This window comes from Paraburkholderia sp. Tr-20389 (assembly GCF_017104565.1).
Taxonomy (GTDB): domain Bacteria; phylum Pseudomonadota; class Gammaproteobacteria; order Burkholderiales; family Burkholderiaceae; genus Paraburkholderia.
Map to the genome: position 1 here is coordinate 26,637 of NZ_JAAGPD010000032.1, position 26,638 is coordinate 53,274.

General features: G+C 60.2%; 22 protein-coding genes and 3 pseudogenes. 13 read left to right on the forward strand and 12 right to left on the reverse strand.

What is annotated here, in order from left to right; genetic code table 11:
* Position 1: 1 nt before the first annotated feature.
* From G3N95_RS26490 to G3N95_RS26500, 3 genes are all read right to left on the reverse strand, one after another.
* A complete protein-coding gene (locus G3N95_RS26490) occupies positions 2 to 730 on the reverse strand; it encodes a phosphonate utilization associated transcriptional regulator (protein WP_205973040.1) in 729 nt (242 codons plus the stop codon).
* 128 nt (positions 731 to 858) lie between these two features.
* Positions 859 to 4,143, reverse strand: coding sequence for an adenylate/guanylate cyclase domain-containing protein (locus G3N95_RS26495; protein WP_241018959.1), 3,285 nt, complete (start codon positions 4,141 to 4,143; stop codon positions 859 to 861).
* 696 nt (positions 4,144 to 4,839) lie between these two features.
* A complete protein-coding gene (locus G3N95_RS26500; RefSeq protein ID WP_205973042.1) occupies positions 4,840 to 5,130 on the reverse strand; it encodes a hypothetical protein in 291 nt (96 codons plus the stop codon).
* Between the two features lie 170 nt (positions 5,131 to 5,300).
* Between G3N95_RS26500 and G3N95_RS26505 the strand changes: the two genes are divergently transcribed.
* The gene (locus G3N95_RS26505) at positions 5,301 to 5,624 is read left to right on the forward strand and encodes a DUF4148 domain-containing protein (RefSeq protein WP_205973043.1); all 324 of its coding nucleotides are present in this window, start codon (positions 5,301 to 5,303) and stop codon (positions 5,622 to 5,624) included.
* A 199-nt stretch (positions 5,625 to 5,823) separates the two neighbouring features.
* Here the strand turns inward: G3N95_RS26505 and G3N95_RS26510 are convergent.
* Positions 5,824 to 5,916 (reverse strand): annotated as a pseudogene (locus tag G3N95_RS26510) (DUF2000 domain-containing protein); the annotation flags it as partial.
* A 466-nt stretch (positions 5,917 to 6,382) separates the two neighbouring features.
* Here G3N95_RS26510 and G3N95_RS26515 point away from each other — a divergent pair.
* The 6 genes from G3N95_RS26515 (at position 6,383) to G3N95_RS26540 (ending at position 11,652) form a co-directional block, all read left to right on the forward strand.
* The gene (locus G3N95_RS26515; RefSeq protein WP_205973044.1) at positions 6,383 to 7,396 is read left to right on the forward strand and encodes an asparaginase; all 1,014 of its coding nucleotides are present in this window, start codon (positions 6,383 to 6,385) and stop codon (positions 7,394 to 7,396) included.
* 24 nt (positions 7,397 to 7,420) lie between these two features.
* Entirely contained in the window at positions 7,421 to 8,173 is a 753-nt protein-coding gene (locus G3N95_RS26520; RefSeq protein ID WP_277398037.1) for an amino acid ABC transporter ATP-binding protein, read from the forward strand.
* Between the two features lie 82 nt (positions 8,174 to 8,255).
* Positions 8,256 to 9,086, forward strand: a complete 831-nt coding sequence (locus G3N95_RS26525; RefSeq protein WP_205973045.1) for a glutamate ABC transporter substrate-binding protein — start codon at positions 8,256 to 8,258, stop codon at positions 9,084 to 9,086.
* Positions 9,087 to 9,145: 59 nt separating this feature from the next.
* Positions 9,146 to 9,781 carry an amino acid ABC transporter permease gene (locus G3N95_RS26530; protein ID WP_205973046.1) on the forward strand — a complete coding sequence of 212 codons (636 nt, stop codon included), beginning with the start codon at positions 9,146 to 9,148 and terminating at the stop codon, positions 9,779 to 9,781.
* Positions 9,778 to 10,587, forward strand: a complete 810-nt coding sequence (locus G3N95_RS26535; RefSeq protein WP_205973047.1) for an amino acid ABC transporter permease — start codon at positions 9,778 to 9,780, stop codon at positions 10,585 to 10,587. Before G3N95_RS26530 ends, G3N95_RS26535 begins: the two co-directional genes overlap by 4 nt.
* A 267-nt stretch (positions 10,588 to 10,854) precedes the next feature.
* Positions 10,855 to 11,652, forward strand: a complete 798-nt coding sequence (locus G3N95_RS26540) for a substrate-binding domain-containing protein (protein ID WP_205973048.1) — start codon at positions 10,855 to 10,857, stop codon at positions 11,650 to 11,652.
* A 42-nt stretch (positions 11,653 to 11,694) separates the two neighbouring features.
* Here the strand turns inward: G3N95_RS26540 and G3N95_RS26545 are convergent, their stop codons facing one another.
* Positions 11,695 to 12,702, reverse strand: coding sequence for a transglutaminase family protein (locus tag G3N95_RS26545; protein WP_205973049.1), 1,008 nt, complete (start codon positions 12,700 to 12,702; stop codon positions 11,695 to 11,697).
* A gap of 418 nt (positions 12,703 to 13,120) precedes the next feature.
* Between G3N95_RS26545 and G3N95_RS26550 the strand changes: the two genes are divergently transcribed.
* The 3 genes from G3N95_RS26550 (at position 13,121) to G3N95_RS26560 (ending at position 15,818) form a co-directional block, all read left to right on the forward strand.
* Positions 13,121 to 13,564, forward strand: coding sequence for a cupin domain-containing protein (locus G3N95_RS26550; protein WP_205973050.1), 444 nt, complete (start codon positions 13,121 to 13,123; stop codon positions 13,562 to 13,564).
* Between the two features lie 280 nt (positions 13,565 to 13,844).
* A complete protein-coding gene (locus tag G3N95_RS26555) occupies positions 13,845 to 15,008 on the forward strand; it encodes an AI-2E family transporter (protein ID WP_205973051.1) in 1,164 nt (387 codons plus the stop codon).
* A 129-nt stretch (positions 15,009 to 15,137) separates the two neighbouring features.
* Positions 15,138 to 15,818 carry a VIT1/CCC1 transporter family protein gene (locus G3N95_RS26560; protein ID WP_205973052.1) on the forward strand — a complete coding sequence of 227 codons (681 nt, stop codon included), beginning with the start codon at positions 15,138 to 15,140 and terminating at the stop codon, positions 15,816 to 15,818.
* A 227-nt stretch (positions 15,819 to 16,045) separates the two neighbouring features.
* Here the strand turns inward: G3N95_RS26560 and G3N95_RS40670 are convergent, their stop codons facing one another.
* The 6 genes from G3N95_RS40670 to G3N95_RS26590 form a co-directional block, all read right to left on the reverse strand.
* A complete protein-coding gene (locus tag G3N95_RS40670) occupies positions 16,046 to 17,104 on the reverse strand; it encodes a hypothetical protein (RefSeq protein WP_241018961.1) in 1,059 nt (352 codons plus the stop codon).
* Between the two features lie 58 nt (positions 17,105 to 17,162).
* Positions 17,163 to 18,428 carry an LssY C-terminal domain-containing protein gene (locus tag G3N95_RS26570; protein WP_205973053.1) on the reverse strand — a complete coding sequence of 422 codons (1,266 nt, stop codon included), beginning with the start codon at positions 18,426 to 18,428 and terminating at the stop codon, positions 17,163 to 17,165.
* Positions 18,425 to 19,714, reverse strand: a complete 1,290-nt coding sequence (locus G3N95_RS26575) for an LssY C-terminal domain-containing protein (protein ID WP_205973127.1) — start codon at positions 19,712 to 19,714, stop codon at positions 18,425 to 18,427. The genes G3N95_RS26570 and G3N95_RS26575 overlap by 4 nt, the downstream gene beginning before the upstream one ends.
* A gap of 232 nt (positions 19,715 to 19,946) precedes the next feature.
* Positions 19,947 to 20,270 (reverse strand): hypothetical protein, encoded by a 324-nt coding sequence (locus G3N95_RS26580; RefSeq protein ID WP_205973054.1) that lies wholly within the window; start codon positions 20,268 to 20,270, stop codon positions 19,947 to 19,949.
* A gap of 26 nt (positions 20,271 to 20,296) precedes the next feature.
* On the reverse strand, positions 20,297 to 20,860 hold the full coding sequence (locus tag G3N95_RS26585) for a YSC84-related protein (protein WP_205973055.1): 564 nt from the start codon (positions 20,858 to 20,860) through the stop codon (positions 20,297 to 20,299).
* A gap of 717 nt (positions 20,861 to 21,577) precedes the next feature.
* Positions 21,578 to 22,096 carry a hypothetical protein gene (locus G3N95_RS26590; RefSeq protein WP_205973056.1) on the reverse strand — a complete coding sequence of 173 codons (519 nt, stop codon included), beginning with the start codon at positions 22,094 to 22,096 and terminating at the stop codon, positions 21,578 to 21,580.
* Between the two features lie 280 nt (positions 22,097 to 22,376).
* Between G3N95_RS26590 and G3N95_RS40675 the strand changes: the two are divergent.
* A pseudogene (locus tag G3N95_RS40675) lies at positions 22,377 to 22,769 on the forward strand (hypothetical protein); the annotation flags it as partial.
* Between the two features lie 265 nt (positions 22,770 to 23,034).
* Here G3N95_RS40675 and G3N95_RS40680 read toward each other — a convergent pair.
* A pseudogene (locus tag G3N95_RS40680) lies at positions 23,035 to 23,143 on the reverse strand (DUF1488 domain-containing protein); the annotation flags it as partial.
* Between the two features lie 340 nt (positions 23,144 to 23,483).
* Here G3N95_RS40680 and G3N95_RS26595 point away from each other — a divergent pair.
* Together G3N95_RS26595 and G3N95_RS26600 are read left to right on the forward strand one after the other, a co-directional pair.
* A complete protein-coding gene (locus G3N95_RS26595) occupies positions 23,484 to 25,178 on the forward strand; it encodes a 5-guanidino-2-oxopentanoate decarboxylase (protein ID WP_205973057.1) in 1,695 nt (564 codons plus the stop codon).
* A gap of 359 nt (positions 25,179 to 25,537) precedes the next feature.
* A complete protein-coding gene (locus tag G3N95_RS26600; protein ID WP_205973058.1) occupies positions 25,538 to 26,635 on the forward strand; it encodes an extracellular solute-binding protein in 1,098 nt (365 codons plus the stop codon).
* Positions 26,636 to 26,638 lie beyond the last annotated feature (3 nt).

Below are 26,638 nucleotides of genomic sequence, written 5' to 3' on the forward strand. Positions count from 1 at the left end.
TTCACGCCCCGGCGACTGCCGCTCCATCGGGGCTGGCTGCTTCGACCCAACGCTCGTGCGCCAGCCGCATCCTGGCGATGCCGTGAGCGACATGCTCGCGCACGAGCGCGACGGCGCGATCTTCATCGCCGCTCGCGAGCGCGTTCACTATCTTCTCGTGCTCGGCGACCGACTCGCTCAATGCACCGTGTTCCGTTTCGATCGCGGCCTGACGCAACAGCCCGAGTTGCAGCACGAGCTGACGATATGTCGCAATCAGATGTTGGTTGCCGACGCCGGCGATCATCGCTTCGTGCAACTGCACGTTCAGTTCCGTATAGCGCGCGAGGTCGCGTGTTTTCTTCGCAGACTTCATCGCTGCGATGATCGCTTTTAACGTGTCGAGCGTCTGGGGCGGCATATCGTTCGCCAGCTTCCTCGCGACCGATTCGTCGAGCATGGCTCGCACTTCATAGATTTCTTCGGCTTCTCGCAGCGAAACGACACGTACCATCACGCCGCGGTTCTTTTCCGTTTTGAGGAGACCCGACGCTTCCAGAGCGCGGAATGCTTCGCGCACAGGACCACGCGATACTCGCAGGCGTGTGGCGATCTCGGCCTCATTGAGCTTTTCGCCTGGCGCAAATTCGCCGGAAAGGATGCTTCGGTGAAGACTTTCTTGCACCAGCATTGCCAGCGATTGTCGTCGCAGGAGTTCGAAGGCAACGGGCAGGTTGTTGTTGTCGTTCATTGAGATCGATCCCGAAGTGTCAGCGGACGCGGCTTAACTCTGCAAACATTGCGGCACGGCATGTTTATTGTCAACAATGAACACGGCGGTTGAAGCGAAAGTGAGCATCGCATGGCTCACAGGCCTGCTCAGAAAAGTGCTTCATCGATAGCGCGCAAGAAGCCGCTGAAGCCTGCGGCGGCGACGGCTGTGCGCACACGTTCGAGTTCGCAGCGCGCGCCGCCGGACGCAGGATCCTGTTGTATCGCCGCGAGTGCGCGGCCACGTGCCGCAAACAGTTGCGCCCACGGCAGCGGTTCCGCTTGCGTATAGCGTTCCAGTGCTTCGACATGGCGCAACACGCCGTCCGGATCGCGGACCCATAGCATTGCCTCGATCGCATCGCGGTAAAACCACAGATGGTTGTGTCCCACCGCACCGAGGCGCAGCAATTCGGCGCCCTCGGCGAGCAGCTGCAAGCGCTCGGCGTCGTCATCGACAGCGCGGCTCAGCGCGCTCAGCGCCTTCGGGGCGCTGAACTGCATGCCGACCTCGCGACATAACTGGAGCGCGTCCCGCAACATCTGCGCGGCTTCCGTCCGTCGACCGGTTTCGAGCAACAGGCGCCCCTCGATCTCGATGTTCTGCGCCTCGAAGCGGCGCGCGCCGAGTTGCCGGATCAGCCGCCGTTCCTGTTCGAGATGCACGCGTGTCGCTTCGATGTCGCCCATTTCGCAGCATGCAAAAGCGCCGAGCGTTTCGCACAGCATCTGGGCACGAGGCTGCCCGACGAGCGCGGCCTCGCGCGATGCGTCGACGGCATCGTCACGCGCCTCTCGCGCCTCGTTGAGGTAGATGCGGCTGAAACCCTGCATGGAACGATTGGCCACTTCGATGCGGCCAAATCCGTGTTCGCGGCTGAGCGCGACGCAACGGCTGAAGTATTCGAACGCGGAGCGCATCCGGCCTTGTGCGTAGGCCGCATCCGCCAGGCCGCCCAGCGCGCGTGCTTCCGCTTCCGGCAACCCCAGACTGCGAGCATGTGCGAGCCCGCGCTCATGCTCGACGCGGCAATCGTCGATGCGGCCGAGCGGAAAGAGAATGTTGCCGCGCAGATGATGCAGCCGCGCCAGTTCGCTGATCAGGTTCTCGCGTTCGGCTGTCTGCTGTGCCGCGTCCAGCAGCGCGAGCGCTTCCGTCAGGCCCTCGTTGACGCGCAGCCCCTCCGCGAGCCCGAGTTGCGCGGTACACAGGGTGGCGTCGTCGGGCGCGATGGCGGCGGCATCGCGGTACGTCGCAATCGATGCCTCGATGTCGCCCAGATCGCGCTGCAACTCGCCCTTGAAGCACGTCAGCGCGTGCCGGTCGAGGGGCGTTTGTGCAATCTCCAGACCCCGCTCGACCAGTCGCAATGCCGACTCGGTGAAACGGGCCGCGCGTTGTGTCATCGCCGCGACGAGACAGGCATGCGCGGCGCGCTCGTCCTCCGCCCGATCCAGATGCTGCGCGTGAAGCACGGCATCGGTGTGGGCAAACCATTCGGCGGCGCGCCGGTGCAGCTCGCGTCGCCGCGTGTGCAACAGCGTCGAATAGGCACTCTCCTGGATCAGTGCATGGGCGAATAAAAAGTCTTCGCCTTCGGGAAGCACGAGTGCGTTTTCGACGAGCTTTTTGCAGTCGTAGTCTGGCTCGACGATCAGATGCCTCAACAGAGCAACGCCAAAGCGTTGGCCAATCACTGACGCTGCCTGAAACGCCAGCCGGTCGCGCGGCGCGAGTCGGTCCATGCGTGCGAGCACGAGGCTCTGGATCGACGCAGGCACCGCCTCGCTGCTGCCTTCCTCGGCGTTGTGCAGCAGTTGTTCGAGGAACAGTGGATTGCCGTCCGCCCGTTCGATGCAGGCGAGCGCGACACGCTGCGTTGCATCGATGAAATTGCCTGCCAGGGTCAGCGCTTCGTCGCGCCGCAGCGGACCGAGATCGATCGTCGCGAGCGGCATGTCTCGCAGACGCGCGCGCCACGCGGCATCGAGCGGATCGCCTTCGGCACGCGAGGTCAGCACCAGCAGCCCGGCGCCACCCGCCATGCCCGACGCGAAAGCCGCGAGATAGCCGAGCACCTGCCCATCCGCCCAATGCAGGTCTTCGACGAGCAGCATGATCGACCTGCGCCGGCACGCATTGGCCGTCAGCGCCGCCACGACGGACTGCTTGCCGCGCTTGCGCGCCGTATGATCCATCGCGTCATGGAGGGTGCGCCATTCTCCCGTTTGCGGCAGATCGAGCAGGTCGTGCAGAAACACGCGCTCCTCGCTGCTGATGACACGTTCTTGCACCAGGCGTTCGGCCGCTTCAAGTCGCTCGTCGAGCATGGACGACGCGGACAGGCCGAGCAGGCTGTCGATGATCGCGCGCACAGGGTCCTGTCCTTTGCCGACACCGAAGTCGAGCACGAGCCCTCGATGTACCGCAAAACCCTGCGCCTGCGCGAAGACGCGCATCTCATTGACGAGACGCGTCTTGCCGATGCCCGCATCGCCGCGCACATAGACGACGTGGCCCGCGCATTGTTCGACACAGGTTCGGACGATGCCGTGGAACTGTTCCAGTTCGGCTTTCCGTCCGACAAATTGGCTGCGGCTCGCGCGGATCGGTTCACGCGCCACGCTGCACAATCTCCAGACACGCACGGGCGCGCTGATGCCCTTGAAGCGCATCTCGCCCAACGATTCGCAGATGGCGTTTTCGCCCAGCGCGCGCTGTACGCCATCCGACAGCAATGTCTGCCCCGCAGTCGCGGCCGCGACGAGCCGCGCCGCCAGGTTCACGGAATCGCCATGCACCGTGTAGTCCAGCGCATCGGCACGGCCGACGGCGCCCGCTACCACTTCGCCGCTCGCAATGCCGATATGGGCTTGCAACGGGTGGGCGCTCTTTGCGCTGAGCTGCGCGAGCGCGTCGTGGATGTCGAGCGCGGCGCGAGCGGCACGCAGCGTATCGGTCTCATGTGCGCGCGGCGCGCCGAACAGCGCCATCACGGCGTCGCCGATGTGTTTGTCGACCGTGCCGCCATAGGCAAGCAAGATGCCGTCGACCAGCGATATGAAGCGGCCGATTACCTCGCGCAACTCTTCGGGATCGAGCCTTTGAGAAAGCGCCGTGTAGCCGCACAGATCGGCGAACAGAATGGTGACCTGTCTGCGATCGTCGACGGGCGAGGGGACAAGCGGCGGTGGGTTCGCGTTCGACGTCGAGGCGGTTCGTTCGGCAATCGCTGCCAGCAGCCGCTTGCGATGCCCCAGCGACCGGACGCCGAGTTCCTTCAGATCCGCGTCGGTCAGTTCGGGCAGCATCGCAAGCTCGATGTCGTTATCGACGAACGCCTGCGCGTATTGATCGAGGCCAAGTCCGCCCAGCCATTGTTCGATATCCATTGCCATTGCCGGAAGCCCTGGAGCTATTTTTCGCTATCCCGATTCGTAGTGTAGGCGCTGATCGGGATAACGGCCTTCAGGCCGGATCGTCAATTGAAAGGTTTCAGGCGTTTTGGCATTGGCGCGAAGTGCGGTTCGGCGGACTTCCGAAATGGCCGCGTGCTCAACTTCCCTGGTAAATGTCGCACGACAATCCGACGACGCATGGCGCACCGCTTCTCGCTCGCCCGCTGCCGCTCGATCCGCCGGGCTGCGGCCCACTCGAATCATAGTCGTAACGGTTCATCGAACCGGCCGGTTGTGCCATTTGCGGCGGCGATGTCGTCGCGCTTTGAGGCATCGGCTGATCGGCATTTCCTGAAGGCTGCCATGTCTGTGAATACGCGACACTCGAGACAGCGGACAGGGCGGTTGCAACGAGTAATACAGAAAGATGAAGTCTCATTTTTTCACCTGCACTGGAGAATTCGATATTCAAATATAAAATAAGGATGCCAAACCAAACACATCGATTGCATGTGTTGGGTAGAGCACGCCACAAAGATTGATTCTATCGAGTTTGGAAACTGCGTGCCGATCGCAGGAAAGGAGTCCTGTCGCGGCGAGGCTCGCAATGCGCTACCTCATGCGACCAGCCGAAAGAGCGTTGAAAGGCTGGCGCGCATGTAATAACAATCCAGGTTCTTCTTGTTGAAGTCACTCCCGAAACCAGCCGGGAATAATGGGCGTTCCGGGGAGGCGCTTTTGTTCTTTATAGACCCGTCGACATCGGAAAGCCAGCGTCAAGGCAATTGGAAACGCTATAGGCGTCGCGTTCGCGCGATAAAACTTCGTATCCGACTTTGCGATTATTTCCGCAACCGGACAACCGCCTTTCACGCATGACAAGTCAGTAAGAAAGTGATCATGCGCGTCGCGCAAGCACGCGTCGAATTCGCTCGGCTCAGGACGAACCGCGCCGGTTTCGTGCATGAATATCGTGTTCAAACATGCGATTTCCTTGGCCTGTGATCGTCTTTCATATACGCCAGGCGTCGCGTGTTACCAGCGCTCACGGTTGTATCGAAGTTGAAGGCTTGGGCGCCTAGACTTCGGTTGCCAGTGATCGAGCCATGCATGCGTATTACGCGACCCTGGCATCCACAAGGAGGTCCCCCATGAGATCAATTGCTATGGCGATCGCCGCGGTGTCTGCGCTTGCGTTGCCAGTCGCCGCATTCTCTCAGACAGATGCGTCGCCCACGCGTGCGCAGGTACGCGCTGAGCTACAGCAACTGGAGCAAGCCGGCTATGACCCAGCCAAAGGAGAAAATCCGAATTATCCGGCGGATATCCAGGCAGCGGAGGCGCGCGTATCGAGCCAAAGCGGCGCAACGGCTTATGGCGGAGTGACGTCGGGCACATCGGCATCCGGCTCTCACGCTATCAGCCGCCCAGCTACTAACGAGGAAATGAAGCAACTCTATTTCGGAGGTGATTAGCGGGTTCTATTTCTCTGACCGTGCGTCGAAGACCGTCGAGGCTTCAACGCACGGCGTCGGCGAAGACAACCGATAGGCTCCGCCAGAGAAGCACGAGTTATATAGCGTATTACCTGAATCAGGTGTCGATGGAAATCGATATGGGCGAGCAAGGCGCGAGTTCGCTGATAAGGGATTCGGGGCCGCGCCCAAGCCCGATTCAGATAGGTAGAGCCAGTCCCTTCACCGCCTTGTCGCCGGCTTTCTTCGCGCCATGCAGCGCGAGGCCCACGAAATCGAAATTGGCTGCGTCCGGTGGCGTCCTCATACGGCTCGCCCAGCGTGCGCCCGCAGCACTTCGATACCCGTCTCCGGATCACGCCGCGCGACGCTCGTTGAACACGGTTGCGTCTGTCATCGCTTGCTCCGGTGGTGTCGGCATCTTGCCTTGGCGCACATGGTAGTCGATCAGGCGGAACGCGACCCGTGAGCCGTCATTCGCCAATCGATTGCCGGGACGTTCAAGCGGAAATTCCGCTCAGAAGCGGCTGTTCGATCCGGGAGCGGTTGCTGACATTGTCGATCTGGCTGCACACGGAAACGGGTTAACCCAGCCCCCTTCACTGAGGGGGCCGGGCCGCGGCGAGCCTGCGTACGCTGTGAAAATGGAGGCACGGTCTGGTGGCCCCATGGGGCAGCGGCCTGCCACGCAAATGCGGGCCGCTTCCCGAGAGTACGTTCGAGACTCGAACCCAAAAAGCTGCAGTGTTGGAGAAACGATGAAGTTCAACCATGAGCCACTCGCCACAGCGAGACGTAATGGTCAGATCGAATGCATTTACAACGGCTCCGCTGCGGTTGTCGATTCGACGGGCAGGTTGATTGCCTATGTTGGCGATCCAGCATGCCATATCTGGTCGCGCTCGTCCCTGAAGCCGTTTCAGGCGCTTCCATTCGCACTCGCCGGCGGCATGGACGCTTTTGACTTCAGCGAAGCGCAGACTGCGCTGACCTGTGCCAGCCATTCGGCAGAGGATAGTCACATCGCCGCGGTTTCCGACATGCTTCGCAAAATCGATTGTACGGAGCATGACCTCGGTTGCGGTTGCCATCTCCCTGAGCGGTTTCAGAAAGGGGAGATGCCTCCGGCTGGTTTCGTCCTGGACCAGCGGCACAACAACTGTTCCGGCAAGCACGCGGGGTTCCTTGCCTATTGCCGGATGGCGGGCCTTTCAATTCGGGACTACCTCGATCCTTCCCATCCCCTGCAACGCGAGATCGTGAAGGTCGTTTGCGACCTCGCAGACATGAAGGCGACTGATCTCTGGTACGGCACAGACGGCTGCAATGCACCGAATATCGGATTGCCGCTATCCCAATTGGCGAGGATGTGGGCCCGGTTCGGCGCCGCCCGGCACGACGGCGACGAATACCAGCGCGCCATGTCGCGGTTAAGTGCTGCCATGATCCGCCACCCCGGGATGTATTCGGGAAGCGGCCGTGCCGACAACGCCTTGACCCGCGCAGGAAAGGGCGCGTGGGTCAGTAAGACGGGTGCCGAAGGCGTCCGCTGTGTGGGTATCCGGACCCACGGTTTGGGCGTCGCGCTAAAGATCGGCGATGGCAATTATCCGGCGGCTTACGCGGTCACGGTCGAGGTCATGCGTCAACTCGGAATCCTGGACGACCGCGCAGCGGGCGACCTTCGCGAATGGTCGCAGCCGGTGTTTCGCAATTGCATCGGCCGCGATGTCGGCGATCTGATCTGTGATTTTGAACTGAAGTTCATCTAGGCCGCCAGGGCGGAGGACGGGGACATGGCAACGCGAAGGGATACGCCGCTGATTTCAATCGAAGGCGTGAACAAGTTTTTTGGGCCAAAGCAGGTTCTACATGACATCAATCTGCACGTCATGCCCGGCGAGGTGGTTGTTGTCGTCGGACCTTCGGGGTCCGGCAAGTCCACCCTGTGCAGATGTATCAACAGACTCGAAACTATCAGCAGCGGCGAGATTGCCGTGGCCGGCATGCTCCAGCCCGCAGAAGGGCGACCGCTGGCCAGGTATCGTTCCGAGGTGGGCATGGTTTTCCAGTCGTTCAATCTGTTTTCCCATTTGACGGTCCTTCAGAACATCACGATAGGTCCCGTCAAGGTTATGAAGCGGCCCCGGGAACAGGCCGAAGCCGACGCGCGCGAATTACTCAGGCGCGTAGGCATTGCTGAGAAGGAAAACGCGTTCCCGGCGCAACTTTCTGGCGGTCAACAGCAGCGAGTGGCGTTGGCCCGCTCGCTGGCCATGAAGCCAAAAGTGATGCTCTTTGACGAACCGACATCAGCGCTGGATCCCGAGATGGTCTCGGAGGTGTTGTCGGTCATGGTGGACCTGGCAGCGAACGGTATGACCATGATTGTCGTCACCCACGAGATGGGGTTTGCAAACAAGGCCGCGGACAGGGTCGTCTTCATGGACGGCGGCAGGATTGTTGAGGAAGCGCCTCCCGGCGCGTTCTTCAACGCACCTCGAACGGACCGTGCCCGCGATTTCCTGTCCAAGGTGTTGGATCACTGATTGACGTAATGGAGGTAGAACGATTCTGAACAGAACATAACTTCGCAGTACAGAAAATGATTTTATAGATTGGAGACATCGGATGAAAATCGCAAAACTAAAAGTTATCGTGGCATCGCTGGTCGTTGGGCTGGCTTTTGCGGGAATCGCATCTGCTGAGACATTTCCCGCCGGCTCGACCATGGAGGCAATCCAGAAAAAGGGCAAGGTGGTAGTGGGAACCTCGCTCGACGGTCCCGGCTTCTCGTTGCTCAATCCGACCACCAACAAGGCGGAAGGCTTTGAGATCGATATTGCTCGACACCTGGCAAAGCGGCTGACAGGTTCCGAGAGCAATGTCGAATTCGTTCCTGTGCTGAGCGCAAACCGCTTTGCCTTCGTTCAGACGGGCCGGGTCGACATCTCCCTGGCGACGGCGACGATCAATGACGAGCGCAAAAAGATCATCGGCTTCGCGGGTCCATACTACCTTGCGGGTCAGGACGTTCTGGTCGGAAAAAACAGCAATATCCAGACGTTGAGCGACTTGAATGGCAAATCGGTCTGCGTGGTAACGGGAACTGATTCGGCCGCCAATCTCTTGAAGGTTGCTCCACGGGCAGAGATTCACTCGTTGGCGGACGAGAAAAGCTGTGCCGAGGCTGTCGCCGATGGCCGCTTTGCGGCCCTTACCGACGATGGCGCAGTGCTGGTTCCCTTCGTCAAACTGCAGCCGGACCGCGTAAGGATGCTTGGCAAGCCATTCACCAAGGAACCTTATGGCATCGTCGTCAAGCATGACGATGTCGAGTTCAGAAACTGGATCAACACGGAACTGGACACCATGATCAAGAATGGCGAGTGGCAGCGTCTCTATGATAAGGATCTGAAGGAATTCGGAGCCGCTCAGATTCCGACCGTGGAACGTTACTAATCGTGCTGGATGATCTGGCCGCCCGCTCCGGGCGGCCGATTCGATAAAGAAGGTCGGAAATGTTCTGGGACTATGTTTTCCGTTTCGTGCAAGGGATGGGCGTCACGCTGGAGTTATCTTTCTGCTCGATAGTGCTGGCTCTGCTGGCCGGAATATTGTTGGCGGTGATGCGAATATGTCCTTCTTCCCCGTTGCGGTTTTTCTCGTGGTGTTACGTCGAAGCGATGCGTGCCACCCCGGTGCTCGCGCTGTTGATCATGGTCGTCTGGGGTCTGCCAAAACTGGGCTTCATGTATTCCGAGTTTGCGTCCTCTGTACTGGCGCTGGGTCTCTACACCGCTGCGTGGGTGTCTGAAGCAATCCGCGCAGGCGTTGCCTCGGTTCCCGTCGGACAGGTGGAAGCAGCGCGCAGTATCGGGATGTCGTTTGGGAGAATACTGCACTCAATCGTGATTCCGCAGGCTATTCGCACCGTGATTCCGTCTCTGAGCGGCATCGTTATCGTTCATATCAAGACGACTTCGGTCGCGGCGGTTGCCGGTGTTCTGGAGATTACCGGGACGTCACAAATTATCAATGTCGAGAGCGCTCAGTGGTTGTGGTTTCTGGGGGCCGCGGCCTCATACCTGATTCTGACCGTCCCCACTGGATGGATGTTTAGAGCAATTGAACGGAAAGTGGTGTTCGTACGATGAGCGAAAATGTTCTGCTATATGAGCAGCCCGGCCCGGTCGGATTGCTGAAAAACCGTGTCTATGCCGTTGTGGGCGGCGCATTCGTGCTGACACTGTTTTGCACTGTGCTATACAGATTTTATCAGCGTGGACAATTCGACCATGATAGATGGTCTGTGTTCCTGAATACGCAGGTTTGGGGCTTTCTGTTGAATGGCCTGTATGCCACGATGCTGGTCGCTGCAATCAGCGGCGCAATTTCATTCGTCGCCTCAGTTCCGATTGCGCTGGCGCGCATCTCCGAAAACCGTCCGATCAGAAAAGTCGCGGAAGTCTATATATCTGCATTCAGGGCGGTTCCGCTTTTGCTGTTAGTTCTGTTCATGGCGGTCCTGCTACCTACCGTTGGCTTCGCCTGGCCGGCGATGGCCTTCCTCGTGGTGGCGTTGACACTCCATCATTCGGCATTGCTGGCTGAGATCGTGAGATCGGGGATCATGTCGCTTGAGCGAGGGCAAGGGGAGGCTGCTCTTTCAATCGGTATGACCGGATTTCAGTCGATGTGCCACGTCGTTCTGCCTCAGGCCATTCGAAGAATGATGCCGGCACTAATCGGGCAATTGCTGGCGATTGTTCAAGATACCTCCCTGGGGTACATCATTCCCTACAATGAGTTGTTGCGTTGCTCGCAATTGATCTCGACGTACGCACCGCAATCGCTGTTGCAGGCGGCGTTTGTTTCTACGCTCCTGTACGGGATGATCAGCGCCTTGCTGATGGTCGTTCAATATAAGGTTAAGACCCGCGACCGCTCTGTCGGCAAGTAATGTAACGATCTTCTGCCGATCATTGAAGCGGCTTCGGCGTGGCTGGGCACGAGTCGCAACAAATACTCATCGCCGCACGTGAAATGCTGGCTGACGGTACGTTGCAGGCTATTTGTCGTCCTGACCGGATGCCGCTCCGGGTCCGAACAGCGCCCGTCGACGGCGTTTGTGTGAAGCTCCAGCCCCCGATGCCGTCTAACATGATGACTGGCATCCGGACGAGTTGCACATCGAACCGGGCGATCCGATCGACATAGGGGCGAGGCCGTGACCATCCGCAAGCTGAGTCTTCGCGCACTCGCGCTCTGCATAGCGGCCGCGTTGCTGGGCAGCGGGGCCGCATTGGCAGACGAAGTCAAGGTCATGATTTCGGGCGGTTTTGCGGCGGCCTGGCGCGAACTGGGCCCGCAATTCGAGGCGGCGACCGGCCGTAAGCTGATCACCGTCTGGGGACCCGCGGTGGGTACGGCCGCGAATGCGATTCCTATGCGGCTAGCGCGCGGGGAGTGGGCCGACGTGCTGATTGTGGTTGAGTACGCGCTCGACGAGCAGATCGACGCCGGCAAGATATTGCCTGACAGCAAGACGGACCTGGCACGCTCGGCAATTGGCTTGGTGGTTCGCGAGGGGCGGCCGAAGCCGGATATCGGCTCGGCCGACGCATTACGGCAAGTGCTGCTCGCAGCGAAGTCGATCGTCTATCCGGATAGCCCAAGTGGCGTGTATGTCGGCAGAGAACTGTTCGTGCGTCTCGGGATCGCGGGACCGATGGAGAGCAGGAGTCGCATGATTCCGGTCGCGCGGGTAGCCGATGCCGTCGCGAATGGAGAAGCTGAGATCGGACTTCAGCAGGTCGTCGAACTGTTGCCGGTGAAAGGGGTGACGCTGGTCGGCAGTATTCCCGCGGAACTTCAGCGGTACACGGTGTTCTCCGTGGGCATCGCCACCAATGCGAAGAATCCCGCTGGCGCAGTGGCGCTGATCCAGTTTCTGTCGTCGCCGGACGCGGCGCCTGCGATTTCAAGGACCGGTCTCGAGCCGCTTTCGGCCGCGCCTGCGAAGTGAGCGAAAACGCCGTTCGAACCTTGGAAACACAGTCGTCGAAAGTTAAGACTCGGTGGCCACTGGGCTCTGCGAGGCGCGTTCATCGACAAGTGCCGGCTCTGCAGGCTGCTCGATTCGCCGCACGCTCACGCTGACGTCCATGCCGATGAAGTCCTGCGCGGAACCAAACCAGGAACCGGACACTGGCGCAGCCTGTTCAGGCTTGCGCGTGTAGGCCACGCGGATCAGGTCAGTACCGCCGACAAGTGAGTTGGTCGGGTCGTACGGCACCCAGCCAGCGCCCGGCAAGAAGACATGCAGCCATGCGTGGGTCGCGCCGGCGCCTACCACTAGCGGCTCGTCTCGACTTTCTATCTGTCGCGCGCCCTGCTGCAGTCCCGTGTTGCGTACCGCCGGCGGAGCCGGCGTGTCGAGCGCCTGGTCGTACAGATACCCCGACACGAAACGCGCGGCCAGTCCCAGTTCCCGCACCAACTCCATCATCAGCAGCGCGAAATCCCGGCAGGTGCCGCTGCGCCGGTTCAGCGTCTCGGATGGAAGTTGGGTGCCCATGGCGTCACGCGACTGATACTGGAAGTCGCTGCGGATGGCGGCGTTGATATTGGCCAGGATGTCGCGTGTGTGGGTGGTGCCGCGACGGGGGAGAAACTGTGCTACCCAGTCGCGTAGCAGGGGCTGATCCTCCGGGTATTGCGACGGCAGGAAGGGAGCCAGGTCGAGTTGATCCTCATTGGTGTACTGGAACGGGTAGTTTTCGGCTTCGGGTGCCACCGGCAACTCCAGATTCTTGACGCCGAAGTGCTCGATCACGAAGCGCGCGCGAAGATTGAGCGTGTCGGCCGGCACCCGTGGTTCGACGATCGCGACCGAATTGGAAAAGACGTCCTGCATCCAGTACTGTGTGCTGTGCGGCGACACCGCCAGTGTGGCCGACAGCACGCGGATATCGTGCCCGGCGCGCGGCCGGAACATCACGCGGTGCGGGGAGAACTCCACGGGCTTGTGATAGCGATAGGTTGTGACATGCTCGACTTCGAGAAAGACAGACATGTGCGACCTCCGAGCCAGTGCTGTGCGAACCGGTGTCACGCGCGAACGCTGTTGCCCGCGCTGTCGAACGTGCCCGCTGACACGACAATGATGCCACTGACCTCGCCATCGAGGTACACGACGCGCGCAGTCTTCCTCAGCACTTCGACCGCGTGGCATGCGTCAGAATCGATCTCCTTCGCAGGAGAGGAGGTTGATATGGAAACGCTTAATTCTTCCGGCGACGCGCGCGATATGGCTGAGGAACCCGAAGTTTGAATGCTCATCGGTCGGCGAGCGGACAGCTTGCCGGTTGTGAAGAGTCATTCGCGGACACATCGACTACACTCGACATTGGACTTCGACTCTTTCTGCCCGATATGGGCAGCGGCCGGCCGCGAGCCACCCACTGTTCTGAACGACCATCGAGGAGACCGGCATGAAACCTCAGCCCTTGCTCGTGGTGCCGCAAGCTTATGCGCGTGCACTGAATGTCCTCGGCGAAAAAATCACGGTTCTCGCCGACCATGCCGCCACGCAAGGCTACGAGGTCTTCCTGCAGCGCGGGCCGGAAGGCAGCGGGCCGCCTCCGCATAGCCATGACTGGGACGAATCGTTTTTCGTGATCGACGGCAGCGTCGAATTTGTGTACGGCGGCACCATGTCGGTAGCGACCGCGGGCTCGTTCGTTCATATCCCGGCCGGCACGGTTCACAGCTTCCGCTGCGGTCCCGGCGGAGTCGAGATGCTGTCGATAACCAGTCACACCAGCCAGGCGTCGAACCTGTTTGCGGCGATCGATCGTGAAGTCACTGCGATGCCACCCGACGTCTCGAAGCTGGTCGATATCGGGACCCGATACGGTGCGCGCCTCGACGCGTGACGGATACACCAGCGCGAGCGTGCCGAATCTGATTACTTTGTGAAGTCTCCCGCGCTGTCCTAGACTCGGATTGAGTAGCCTTTACCCGCGGCGATTCTTTGGCGGTGGAATTCACTGTTAGATCAACAAGCCGTCATGGTTCCCGCGACGTGCATTCGCGGCGTCGGGAACCGAAAAGGCTCCCGCATGACAGCGCTGGGAGACCAACCCCGCTGATTGTGATCGCTTGCAATCGTTGTCCGCCGCGCGGATACCCGCGCGGCAAACTGCGAGGAGGCATGTGATGCTCACGCCGATTCCCCAACGCCCATACCCCCGAGAGTTGCTCGACGTTCTGATTCGCGCCGGGCTCATAGCGGTGCTCGCGGTCTTCTGCTTTCGCATCTTCGCCCCATTCCTCAATCTCATGGTCTGGGCGTTGATTCTTGCGATCACGTTGTACCCGCTTCAGGTCAAACTCCGGGGAACGCTCCCCGGCAAGGATGGCCTGATCGCGACGCTGATCATCCTCGCTGCATTTGCTGTCATTCTCGTGCCGACCTACCTTCTTGGCGTCGCGGTCGCCAATTCGATAGAGCGTGCTATGGCCGTTTTCAAAAGCGGCAGCTTCCACATTCCGCCGCCCGCCGAATCGGTGGCCGCGTGGCCGCTCGTCGGCCAACGGGTGTACGACTTCTGGGCGCAGGCCGCAAACGACATCACGGGTCTCGCGCAGCGTTTCGCGCCCCAGCTCAAGGAAGGCGGTCTCGCGCTGCTTGGCACGGTCACGGGCCTTGGCGCGGGGCTGCTGGTGTTCTTCATCGCCCTGATCGTCGCGGGCATCTTCATGGCGTATGGGGAGAAGGGCTATCGCAGCACGGTGCAGATTGCTTCACGCATCTCCGGACCGGAAAACGGCCAGCAGATCGCCGACCTGTGCACGGCGACCATCCGGGCCGTGGCCCAGGGCGTGGTCGGGATCGCGTTCATCCAGATGCTGCTGATCGGCATCGGCTTCGTCATGATGGGTATTCCCGGCGCGGGTCTGCTCGCGCTCGCCGTACTGTTGATCGGCATCATGCAGCTACCCGCGACCTTGATCACGGTTCCTGTCATCGCCTATGTGATCGTCACCGAGGGCGTGAGCACGGCCACGATCATCTTCTCGGTCTACGTTTTCGTCGCGGGACTTGCCGACAATGTGTTGAAGCCCCTGTTGCTCGGGCGTGGCGTCGCGGTGCCGATGCCCGTGGTGCTGATCGGAGCGCTTGGCGGCATGGTGACGGGCGGCGTGATAGGTCTCTTCATCGGTCCCGTCATGCTTGCTGTGGCTTACCAGCTGTTCTGGCGGTGGGTGAAAGAGCAGCCGGACCCAGCTGCGCGTGTGCAGGAAGAGCCACGGCAGTTCAGACCGCAACGGCAGCCCGGGCCGCGACAGATTCAGCATCGCCACCGGCACCCATGAAGCCCGGTGTAGGCGAGGCCGCCCTCGCGCTGCTCGCGAAGGACGCCTGTGGTGGAGGTGGTGGTGCCTTGGCAACCTGTTGCTGGCAGCTAATGCAATGTCGCGTCGTCTACCTTGAGTCGAGGCCATATGAGCACCATCACACCCGTCGGGCACGCTGAACGTGAACAGCGTGAACCGATTCTGAATACCGTCGATCGGGTCTGCGAATTGTGTTTTGGTCTGTTCATGGCGCTGACGTTCATCGGCGCCGTGAAGGCCGTCTCCCCCGGCGACGACGCCGGGTACAAGATGTTCTTCGCTGCACTCGGGTGCAATCTCGCCTGGGGCCTCGCCGACGCCGTGATGTATCTCGTCCGCACGCTCGCCGATCGAGGACAGCGCCTGAAACTCGTGACGACCGTGCGGCAGGCGGGAGACCCAGCCGTCGCCGTGCGTGCGCTGCGCGACGCATTGCCTGAGAGGCTGGAATCGCTTGTCGAAGACGCTGACCTCGAACGGATTCGTGCGCGCCTCGCGACCGTGCCGACGCTGCCGGCCCGAGCGAACTTCGTGCTGGATGACTTCGTCGGCGCGATCGGTATCTTTCTGCTCGTCGTGCTGGGGACGTTCCCGGTCGCGGTGCCGTTTCTCGTCATCCACGATCTGACGACGGCGCTTATCGCCTCGCGCGTGCTCACGCTCGTGATGCTGTTTATCGCGGGATTTGCACTGGGGCGCTACACCGGCGCGGGAGCGATGAAAGCAGGCTTCGCCATGATCGCGGTTGGCATTGCGCTGACCATGGCAATCATCGCGATAGGTGGATGATCGACGGGACGCCGTGCTTGAGCGTTGTACGAACCGGTCCATGCTGGCGGCGCCGTGAAGCGCTAATCCCCCTTCGTATAGCACAGAGAGTCAGCGGTTAGCCAGTCAGATGGGGAGCACCATCAGTTCATTCGCTGTTGAAGTTACATCATCGTCCACGTCAAAAATCGATGGCCGCTCTTGGCCTGATTTACCCCCGTCATTGTGCAGACTCCTGTTGACTCGTATCAGCGTCGCGAGGAGGTGAGGTCTTCCTCGATGAAACGCAGTATCGCTTCCGTCAGTGCCTCACGAGGGTAGAGGTTTTGCGTAACGAAGAGCGAGCCGACAGTCGGATGTGTCCGTGCGATCGGTACGGCAACCGCCCAGTGATCCGCATTCAGATAACCGAGCAACGTGCTGCCGGGTACTACCTGATCGTAGAAGATCATCTGGCTGTCATTGCGGGCATCGATGCGGGCCAGCTTTTCGTAGCTCGACTCGAGGATCGACGAAATGCGTTCCGGCTGCGGAAACGTCACGACCGAGTAATAGCGCAGTCCAGTCGGAAGCGGGTTTTGCGCGAGCCATGCCTTGCGCGTCGCAGGGCGGAGACTCTGCACCGCACCTCCGTCCCCTTCCTCGCAGGTTGCACCGGGAAAATACTGAAGCAACTCGGCGTGATATTGCTCGACGTCGTTGGCGAGTGGCGACCCGCCTATTGCACCGGCCGCGCTGACCATCGCCGCCACGCGGGGCCGGATTTCCGGGTACGTGACGAGCGCTTCGAGGATATCGGGTGCACCCTTCGAATAGCCGATCAGCACCAGGCGCGGTGCCCCGGGTTCCAAAGGCATGGCCATGATCGCATCGCGAATCTGTCGGGCGTTATGGGTCGTTCCGGATAGTGCATCGACGGAAAGCAGCATCGCGTCATAGCCGAACTGGCGCAGGTGCGTCACGACCGTGCCGGGCGGATTCAACCACGGCTTGAAGCATTCGTATCCGACACCGGCGACGATCGCTGCGACGAGGTGTTGCCCTGAAGGGCCCAGATCCACGGGCTGACCCGTGCCGTCCGGCTCGGTGCCCACACGCGTCAGTGCCTCCTCGCAGGGTCGATAGTCGGGTAGCTGCGCGCCGTGGGCCTTCAGCACCGCGCAGTAGATTTCCCGGAAGCGGCCCCTTCTGTCCTGCGCGCCTGCATAGGACGCCGGAACCAGCACGAGAGGAGGCGTATCGGTCGAGTAAGAAATCAGCGGCTTCGTGGCGCAAGCACAGAGCGCAAGACATAACGCAACCGTCATGCGGACCGGCATGGCGCGGACTGAATGCCATCTCCCGTACGCCGGACCGCACCGTGGTTCAGCGACCGGTTCGCTTGCGCTCATCGTTTCCGTCCTCCACGTTGACAGCACTGCCCGGCCGCAAATACGGAACCCAGTCGAGGAACTCTACGTCCGACAGCTTCAGTGGCCGCGTCGCGACGAACAGCACGATGCGCAAACCGTCCGTGTGATATGACGCGGAATCGAGTGTCGTACGCGGGTGGGACGGCGGTGCCGGCCCGACGCCATACACGAATCCAAGCCTTTCAAGTCCGCCCGAATACATCATGTCCTGAATCAACAGATTCCTGGCCTCGTCGACATCCGCCTGAAGCGTGAGGCTTGCCCCGCTGTTCGACACGAAGCGTCCCCCGACAGGCCGCCCGATCTGTGCCACGTAGACAGGCTCCTTCCTGAACTGTATCGGTGTCAGCCACACGCGTATCCAGGTCGCCGGCGCCCTCTTCGGCGCCTGCTTGCGCAGGACGACATCCGGACCGCGTCCATAGAGGCGCTGAGCCAGATCGAAATCCCGCTTGTTGCCGTGGTAGCCACGTCGTACGAATGCCGCGCCGATATTGTCGAGCGTGCCGACGAATACCGCATTGAGCGGATCGCCCTGGTTGGCCCCGCTTGCGTCCGTCGCGCAGCATGGCATCCGTTCGAGTGCCGTTCTCAGGGAGGCCAGGTCGTCATAGTTCGTGATGTCGGAATCGGGATAATGGAACTGCGTTTCCTCGTAGAGCGGATTGCCGGCGTCGTCGGGCACTGGCAAAAACAGAGAGAACGGAATCAACGTCCTGTCCGCAAACAGATCGATATTGCAGAGTTTCGTGCCGCGATCCGGGTTGGTGAAAAGCATTCCCGCGTGCGTCGCTCCCGGCGGAATCGGATTTTTGAAGCCGAGCTTGTCGAAATACTCATCCATGCGTTCGTTTGTCGCGCCACCGAGCATCGCGTGCATCGACCATGCGACTTCACGCGGAGAAAAGTACCGCGGGTCCGTTCCTGAACGCAGCAACCATAACGATTGGGAGGTTTCGTTCACGACCTCGATCCATACCGGCTGTATCCCGATGGCATCGAGATCGGCTCCGATCATGCGCTTGCTGTCGTCTGTGCCGAGCACTGCCGCGCTGACGCGTACGCCATGGCTGGTCGCCGTCACTGCACGCGCGCGCAGTGGTGCATCGTCTGCGTCTGTTGGGCGCTGCCATGTCGAACAACTGGCAACGACGAACAGGAGACCGATCCAGCACAGCGGCGATCGAAACAGACGATGCAACCGCTGCAACGCACTCATCGCCGCGCTCCTGCGCTATCGACCGCGTGAGCGCTATCCGCGTTCCACTCGAAAACGCGGATCCCTGAGAGCGACGTAGGCTTCTGGTCGAACACGAGCACCATCCGGTATCCGTCGGTGTAGTAGGGGTCCGTCGTCAGGTTTTCCCGTGGCGCACTTTGTGGCGCAGGGGCGGTCGCCTTCACCAGCCCGATCTGCATCAGACTTTGCGAATAGGCCATGTCTTCCGTGAGCGCGCTCCGGGCCTCGTCGACATCGGGATCGATCTTGTGGGTGGTGAATGTAGGTGTGTGAGTCGTCAGTCGCGTGCCGATATCCCGACTGATCTGACCGACCCAGACAGGCTTGTCGTGATACTTCATGGGGCTTAACCAGAGCCGCAAATGATTGCGCTCGTGAATCGTGTCGCGCGCTTTCTGCAACGCAAGATCCTGTGGCCGTCCAAACAGGTAGAGGTCGCTCACCGGAGCGTTGTCGTACCGCTCTCCCGCTAGCGCGGCAGTCACCATCTTCATGATGGCGCCCGACCATTTTTCCTCCGTCGGCGTCCATCCGCGCCGCACGAGTGCGGGAAAGGCGTCGTCCAGCCCGCCCACGACCACGAGATTGAGGGGATCGCCGTTCTTCGTACCGCCCTCATTGGTGGCGCAGCATGGCAGGGCTTCGAGTGCTGTCCGGAAGGCCGCGTCATCCGTGTAATTCACGATCGACTCGCGTGGATAGACTTCGCGCATGAATACTTCGCTCGTCTTGTAATCGCCCTGGAAGCCCGGCACCGGTACGAAGAGCGAGAACGTCGTGGCGCGCCGGCTCGCAACCAGATCGACCTGAACCACCTTCACGCCCTCCTGAAGGTTGGTCAGCACGAAGCCGGAGGTCGTCTGGCCGGGCAATACAGGGTTATGGAACGCAAGCTCGCGAAAGCGCTCGTCGAGTCCTGTGGGGACGTCGCGAGGGTTGCCATGGATGTAGGCCTCGGCGGCCTCAGAGGCGGGAAGAAAGTTCGGATCGACGCCGGGCGAGAGCAGGAAATAGCGGTGGTCTCCCGTATTCTGGACTTCGATCCAGACAGGCTGGATTCCCTTTCTTGCAAGTGCAACGCCGTAGAGAGCCGCGCTTTCGTCAGCGGAAAGCGCGGCAGCGGATACGCGCAAATGATCCTCGCTACGAGTGACCGTCCGGGTCCTGTAGCTGGACGCGGATGTGTTCGCCGAAGGCGCGGCGCAGCCGGCAACGGCGCACGCGACGGCTAACGCAGCAAGCAGTCGAACAAGCATTCCTTTCATCGCCGATTCCAGGTGGTACCACCAGAATGGACCCGTCCGGAGAACCAGCGCAAGGCGCAGGTAGCGCGGTCGAAAACCTTCGACAGCCATCTGGCTGCAGGCGGCCTGGCGTGCTGAATACCGCCGCATGTCAACGGTCGAGAGCCGAACTGATTCTCTCGGGACGCAGACAGAAACGACGCGTTGGCTGCTTCATTGCAGTTCGGGTAGTTCTACGAGTCTGCAATGCCGCTTACAGACAGGTGTTCACTGAACCCGTCGCGCTTCCGCCCTCGCCACGAAATCCAACCCATGAGCCAGAGCCGTCCGGCCGTACGACAGCCGACGCACCGCCTGGCGGTTGCTGGCCGGGTACATAGACATTGAACGCGCGGTCACCTGCGAGTTCATGTTGCAGATAGACTGTCTTGCCGGAGCCATTTGCCCAATTGGTAGCAATGCACTGAGCAACCATCGATGGCGAGTGTTGGCTCTTTCCGACGGACTGAAGGTTCTCTTGAGGTGGTGTCGCACACGCGGCAAGCGTCAGCACGGATCCGATCAGAAGATATTTCATTTCGGTATTACCTCCTTCGATTGAGTTCACCCGTTCAATTCATCATCCTTGTAATACTTGGTTCCCTTGGCTGTGAGTTCTACTGCGAGACCTTTGTCGGTGAGCTGATAGAGCCAAACACCCGGCCCCACAGCTATCGCTCCTTCATATGAGCTTCCCTTATCGTTTGCTTTTGCCGCAGCAGTTGCCTGTCCGCCGAAAGTCCACCCTGAAGCGATAAAGTCATTCAGTGCGCTTACGTTCTCGAACACCCAGACCTGCCGGAATTTCTTGACGCCTATGCCCAACCCGGCCTGCACCTCGGCCATCTTCATGTAGGTTGCCGACTTTGTTTTGTTGTTGACGGCAATGCCTTCCCCTGTACCACTGCCTGCAAGGAGAATCTTCATTCCGAAGTTGCTGAATGCAGCGTAACCAGCCGCCGACTGCACCGCTTTGCGCGCCGAAGGTTGCGCCTTATAGAGCGCATCAAGTGTCTTGCGGACAGCGGCCTTTACCTCGGCCTGCTTTTCCGTCTTGCTTGAACCTAGCACCATGCGTGGAGCGACGAACATGGAGGTCAAAATAATCATCACCGCTCGACGGTTCATAGTTCGTCTCTCCGCAGATCGTAAACAGTCGGCCAACCCGAAAAGACGACTTCCGGGCGTGCGGGAAGCGCACGGCCAGCTTGCGGCGCAAGCGCCGTCATGCTCGCCTCGAAGATTCCAGCGCGTGTTCCGGCAACTTCCTGACGTCCCGCTTCGAGGGTTAGTCGGGTTCGCTCGATATGACCTTTGTTACTTATTGCTCGTTCGGTGTTGTGCTGACGCGAGGTGCCTGACGACATGTCGATTGAAATCCGATCGACGCATCACGAGGGTGCTTGAAAACCCTGTTGACTGGCTCAGCCATCCAGCGTCGTGAGCGAACGCGTGCCGAACCTCTACAACAATATAGGCCGCAGGAACACGATTTGCCACATCGTATCGATTTCCGAACGTTGAACCATTCACCCGTCAATGACGGCCGAATGTGATGAGGTCGTTCGACCATTAGGCGGCGTTTGGAAAGATCTTGAGACAGAAAAGCGATCTTCCGGGAAACGATTGTCTGATGGCGGTTCCTTATTAGAACCTGAAGCCTCGTTGTGTCGTCCGGATTACGGACAAGTAGCTAACGGGTGGCCCAGCCAGTCCTGACCAATAGTTAGCCAAACTCGCTGTTACAACATCCGAGCGTTCGCGTGGTTGTCGTGTAGCAGAACGGCGATGTCTTCCAATCGACGTTAGCAAACAACTGACACGTGGTTAGCCGTGGGCATCCTTTTAATAGCCGTGGCGAACGGAGAATGTCATGCCTGTGTTATGCGAGTGAAGAATGGCAACACGAGCCGTAGCGGAAAACACCCAGTCATCAACCGTGAGAGACAACCGCCGCTGCGGTTGGGTACCAAGCGCTAGCGTAGTGTTCGCTGGTTGCAGGATGGAGAATTGCGGTGCTGTTGACGGACCTGAATGTAGGAAAGGCGCTGCTTGACGCGATGCTGTCGACTCGGACATCGATATGTTCTTGTCGGCGCCAATGTGGATGCCGTGCGTTATCTGTGCGCTGTAGAAGATCTCGCTTTGCACGTAGAACGATTTTTCCTCGCTGGTGCGGAATTCGATTTGATCACGCAAAAACTGTTGCGGCTCGGGAATGGATGGAAGAGATTCCACGACCAACGGTGCTACGTTTGCAACCGTCATCTCTTCGTATGATTCAGTGACCAGGTCGCTCGCAAACGAATAACCACTGAGCGCAAGGAAAATAGCACCGACGACTTTTTCGTCCAGGCGTTTCATGAGCATGCTTCCAATTCGGGAATCGAAACGTCACGCCACGTTGCTACCGCACAGATTACTATGTCAGACCTGCGTATTCTCCATCATTCTAGTCAGTTTGCTACGACTTGCTACTTCGGTGTGAGCCTCGGTCGATGTGAATCTTTTAGTGAAACGAAGCGCTTTTCGATTCTTTTGAAAATGGAATCAAGTGCATAGACTGTTCATCGAATGCGGCAAGCATTGCCCGGTTTCGTGCTTCGTACGAAGCAAAGTCCGATAGCGGCATCAGGAGGACATCATGCAACGAAGAAATCTCGTCTGGGCCATCGCAGTGTTTGCTGTGGGTGGATCTCGCTAACCGGATGCTCGACAAGTGGTGAGCCCGACATGGCGAAGCGGCCGTCGATCAACTCCGAAGTCGATCGAACGCTTAGCCCGCTCGACACAACAGTACCGGTTACGCGAGAGCTGGCAGGAAAGGCAAAGGGAACACTGGTCTTTCCTTCCGTGGTCGAGGCGGGTCTGATCGTCGGTGGGCAACATGGCGACGGTGCCTTGCGCGTAGGCGGGCGCCAACGCGGCAATCGATACGGCAACCATCAACGCAGCCGTCGAAGCGATCGTGATGACGAATTCAGGCATCTTGGGCGATCTGTCGGTGCAAGGTACGAAAGCCAGTCGGCTGAAAATACGATCAGGTTCAGTCTCTGCAGCACGCAGGCTGGCAAGCCTCAATGTGCGGGAAGGCTGGCTTGATTTAGTGTCGATGAAAGTCTGGCAACCATTGAGAATGGCAGTTGGATAACGGCCTTTCGAAGAGACTTGTACTGTCCGGTCGCCGTGGTGGTTCCGGGTTCGTTGCAGCCTTCTCCATTTTCGCGGCCATGTTCGCGAGGTAGAAGCATCGCGATCCGATTTAACATAAACGCATACTCGGTAACGGCTTGAAGTCGATCGGCGAGTAACTCTCGTTCGGCGATCGCGCGTCTTCGGTTATACCCATTCCCTAAAGGTTCTCAACGCGCGGGCTTCGTTCGCGTGTGGCTCAAGCCAGAAATATGCTTCGAAAGCCGTGGCGGTTTGCTAGAACCTGCGGTTCAAGGCTGGCTGTTCCCTTGATTTGCTGTCACTGGACCACGGGTACCCGAGTGCTGCATGCGGACCGACCGCTGCCATCCATTCGATGTGTTGTGTTGCACCAATGGCCGGGCATGCCGCACTACGCGGAACGATCTCGGGGCTTCCTCGCGCTCATGCGTGGCGGTCATGAGCCCCATGAAATCTTATCGATTGTTCTCATCCTGTACCCGCGTCAACAATAGGTCGGACGATGCGGCGGCCTTCGCGAATGCGCCCGGCACCGGCCTTTTGCCCGGAGCAGCACTCACCAGGAGCGCGACAATCGATGAACTCTTCTGACATCAACGCTCACTTCGACGACACCGGTACGACACGGCGCGCGCATCATCCTGTCGCGAATCCGACCTGTGGCGAAGCGCTCGTCACCCTGCTCGAAGGGTACGGCATCGAGTTCGTGTTCGGTATCCCCGGCGTGCATACGGTCGAACTCTACCGGGGACTTGCCGCGTCATCGATCCGGCACGTCACGCCACGCCACGAACAGGGCGCCGGTTTCATGGCAGACGGTTATGCGCGCGTGACGGGCAAGCCTGGCGTGTGCTTCGTCATCACTGGACCGGGCATGACCAACATTGCTACGGCGATGGCGCAGGCTTATGCGGATTCGGTCCCGATGCTGGTCATCTCGAGTGTGAACGCGCGACGCGATCTCGGAACGGGCGCTGGACATCTGCACGAACTGCCGTCCCAGCGCGGCGTCGTTAGCGGGTTCACAGCGTTTTCGCACACGTTGCTCGATGCTGCGGAACTGCCGCATGTTCTTGCCCGGGCATTCGCGGTTTTCGAAAGTGCGAGACCACGCCCGGTGCACATCGAAATACCGCTCGACGTCATCGTGGCACCGGCAACGGGAATCAACCTTACGCCGACCGCATTGCCGTCGAAGCCTGCCGCATGCCCGAATGCACTCGTCGCTGCTGCAGAACTGCTGGCTGAATCGCGCCGGCCACTGATTCTTGCGGGCGGTGGCGCATCGAATGCCGCGCTCGAGTTACGCGAACTGGCGGAACGACTGCAGGCCCCCGTGGCGCTGACGACGAATGCCAAAGGTCTGTTGCCCGCAAACCACCCGTTGCTTATCGGCTCGACGCAGTCGCTCGCGCCAACGCGGGCGATGATTCGCGAAGCGGATGTCGTGCTCGCGGTCGGCACGGAACTAGGGGAAACCGATTACGACGTCGTGTTCGACGGCGGGTTCGGGATCGAGGGCTTGCTGATACGCGTCGACATCGATGGGCAGCAGCTCATGCGCAATCTGCGTCCGGACATCGCGATTGCAGGTGACGCGCGGCACGTGCTGGGCAGTCTTTCGATGCGGCTGCACGAATGCGCGATGCGCACGCCGCAGCCGGATTGGGGCAGCCCGCGCGTTGCGGCTGTGCGTGACGCCGTGCTGGCAGGCTACGACGCAGCGACGCGTTCGCAGATCCAGTTGATCGACACGATCGTCAGCGCGCTGCCGGATGCAATCATCGCAGGCGATTCGACCAGTCCTGTCTATGCGGGCAACTTCGCGTACGACGCGCGGGCGCCGCGTTCCTGGTTCAATTCGTCGACCGGTTACGGCACGCTCGGCTATGCGCTGCCCGCCGCGATCGGCGCGAAGCTCGCCGCACCCGGGCGTCCCGTCGTGTGTCTGATCGGCGATGGCGGCCTGCAGTTCACGCTGCCCGAGCTTGCGAGCGCCGTCGAAGCGAAGGTCCCCGCGATCGTGCTGCTGTGGAACAACTTCGGCTACGGCGAGATCCGCAAATACATGGTGTCGCGAGGCATCGTTCCCGTCGGCGTCGACATTCACACACCGGATTTCATTGCGCTCGCGCGAGGTTTCGGATGCGCGGCGTGCCGTGCCGACAGTCCGCATGCAGTCGCAGCGCAGTTGCGCCGTGCTGTGCAGCGCGATATCCCGACATTGATCGAGGTGGACGAGGCAGACTGGTTCGCGCATGTGCCGGCGTGAAAGCGAGCCGCGCATTACCTGTTTGCATGCACCACGCACGATTGCGCCATCGTGTTTCGTCAGCAGTGAAAATCTCGAACTGTGCCGGACACCGCTGGTCGTCTTGCAGACTGGCCAACGGCCCTTCGTCGACAAACTCGCCGTTTGCTTAATGCAGCGTGCGCGTGCGGTCCGTTGCTCGATATCAGGCCAGTCCTTTGAAGACCCCACACTGTTGCGCGGCAAATTCACGTGTGACGCATGAGCGCAAGTCATGACGCGCATGCAGAGATTTCGTTTGTTGCCCGATTGTGACGCACCTACAGTGGATTCGCCCACCACGCCGGAACGTGGCCACGCGATTGCAACTGGAGACGACCATGCAAGAGATCAAACGGGGTAGAAGGCAGGCTATCAAGACCATTGGCGCGGCATTGGCGGCATCGACACTGCCCATGCCGTTCATCAGTACTGCGAGAGCGCAAGAAAAGAACTTCGCAGGCAAAACGCTGCGGCTTCTGACGTGGTCCGACGATACGGGCGCTGCTGCGTTGCGTAATATCGCCAACTCCTTCAGCCAGAAGACGGGCGCCCAGGTCATTGCCGATCGTGCGGACGGCACCTCGGGAATGGTCGCGAAGGTGAAAGCCGCCGGCGATCGGCCGACATACGACGTGATCACGCTGGCGGGAGTCGGTGCGTCGGGTCTCGCCGACGCTGGCCTGCTGATGAAGCCGGATCTCGACAAGCTGCCCAACCTCAAGGACGTCGCCCCGCAATACCGCACCGGTGCCAACGGGTTCGGTGTGGGCTATCTGCTGTGGTCGGACGGGCTGATCTACAACACGTCGACCGTGAAGACGCCGCCGGCGAGTTATGAAGCGTTGTGGGATCCGAAGTACGCGGGCCGGTTATTCCTTCCGCCGCCGGAATGGGCGGAAGCCGTCGATCTCGCGATCATCGCGGCGAAAATGTCGGGTGGCTCGCAGCAGAACATCGAGCCTGGCTTCGCGCGGCTCGCGCAGTTGAAGGACCGCGTGATGACGCTTGGAGAAAACCCGAACCAGGTCGCCGATCTGTTCCGCACGGGCTCACTCGATATTGGCGGCATCTATGCGCCGGCCTTCTTCCCCGACCAGATCCGCAAGCCGGAATACAAAATGGGCGTGACGTACGGAATGAAGGAGGGCTTCGCGACGCAATTGATGTTCACGGTGATTCCGAAGGCACACCCCGGCGATCTCGATCTGATCCACGCGTTCATCAATCATTCGCTCGACGCAGGTGTCCAGGGGCGCATGGCCGCAGATGTACTCAACGGTCCTGTCAACTCGAAGGCTGTGATTCCGGCTCAAAGCCGTGCGTTCGTGCCGTCGCCGCAGCAGATCGCCGAAAAGGCCATCTTGCACGACGACAAGACGCTGGCCGCTGTCCAGCCCGCATGGATCAAGCGCTATACCGCGCTTTTTGCGGCGTGATGG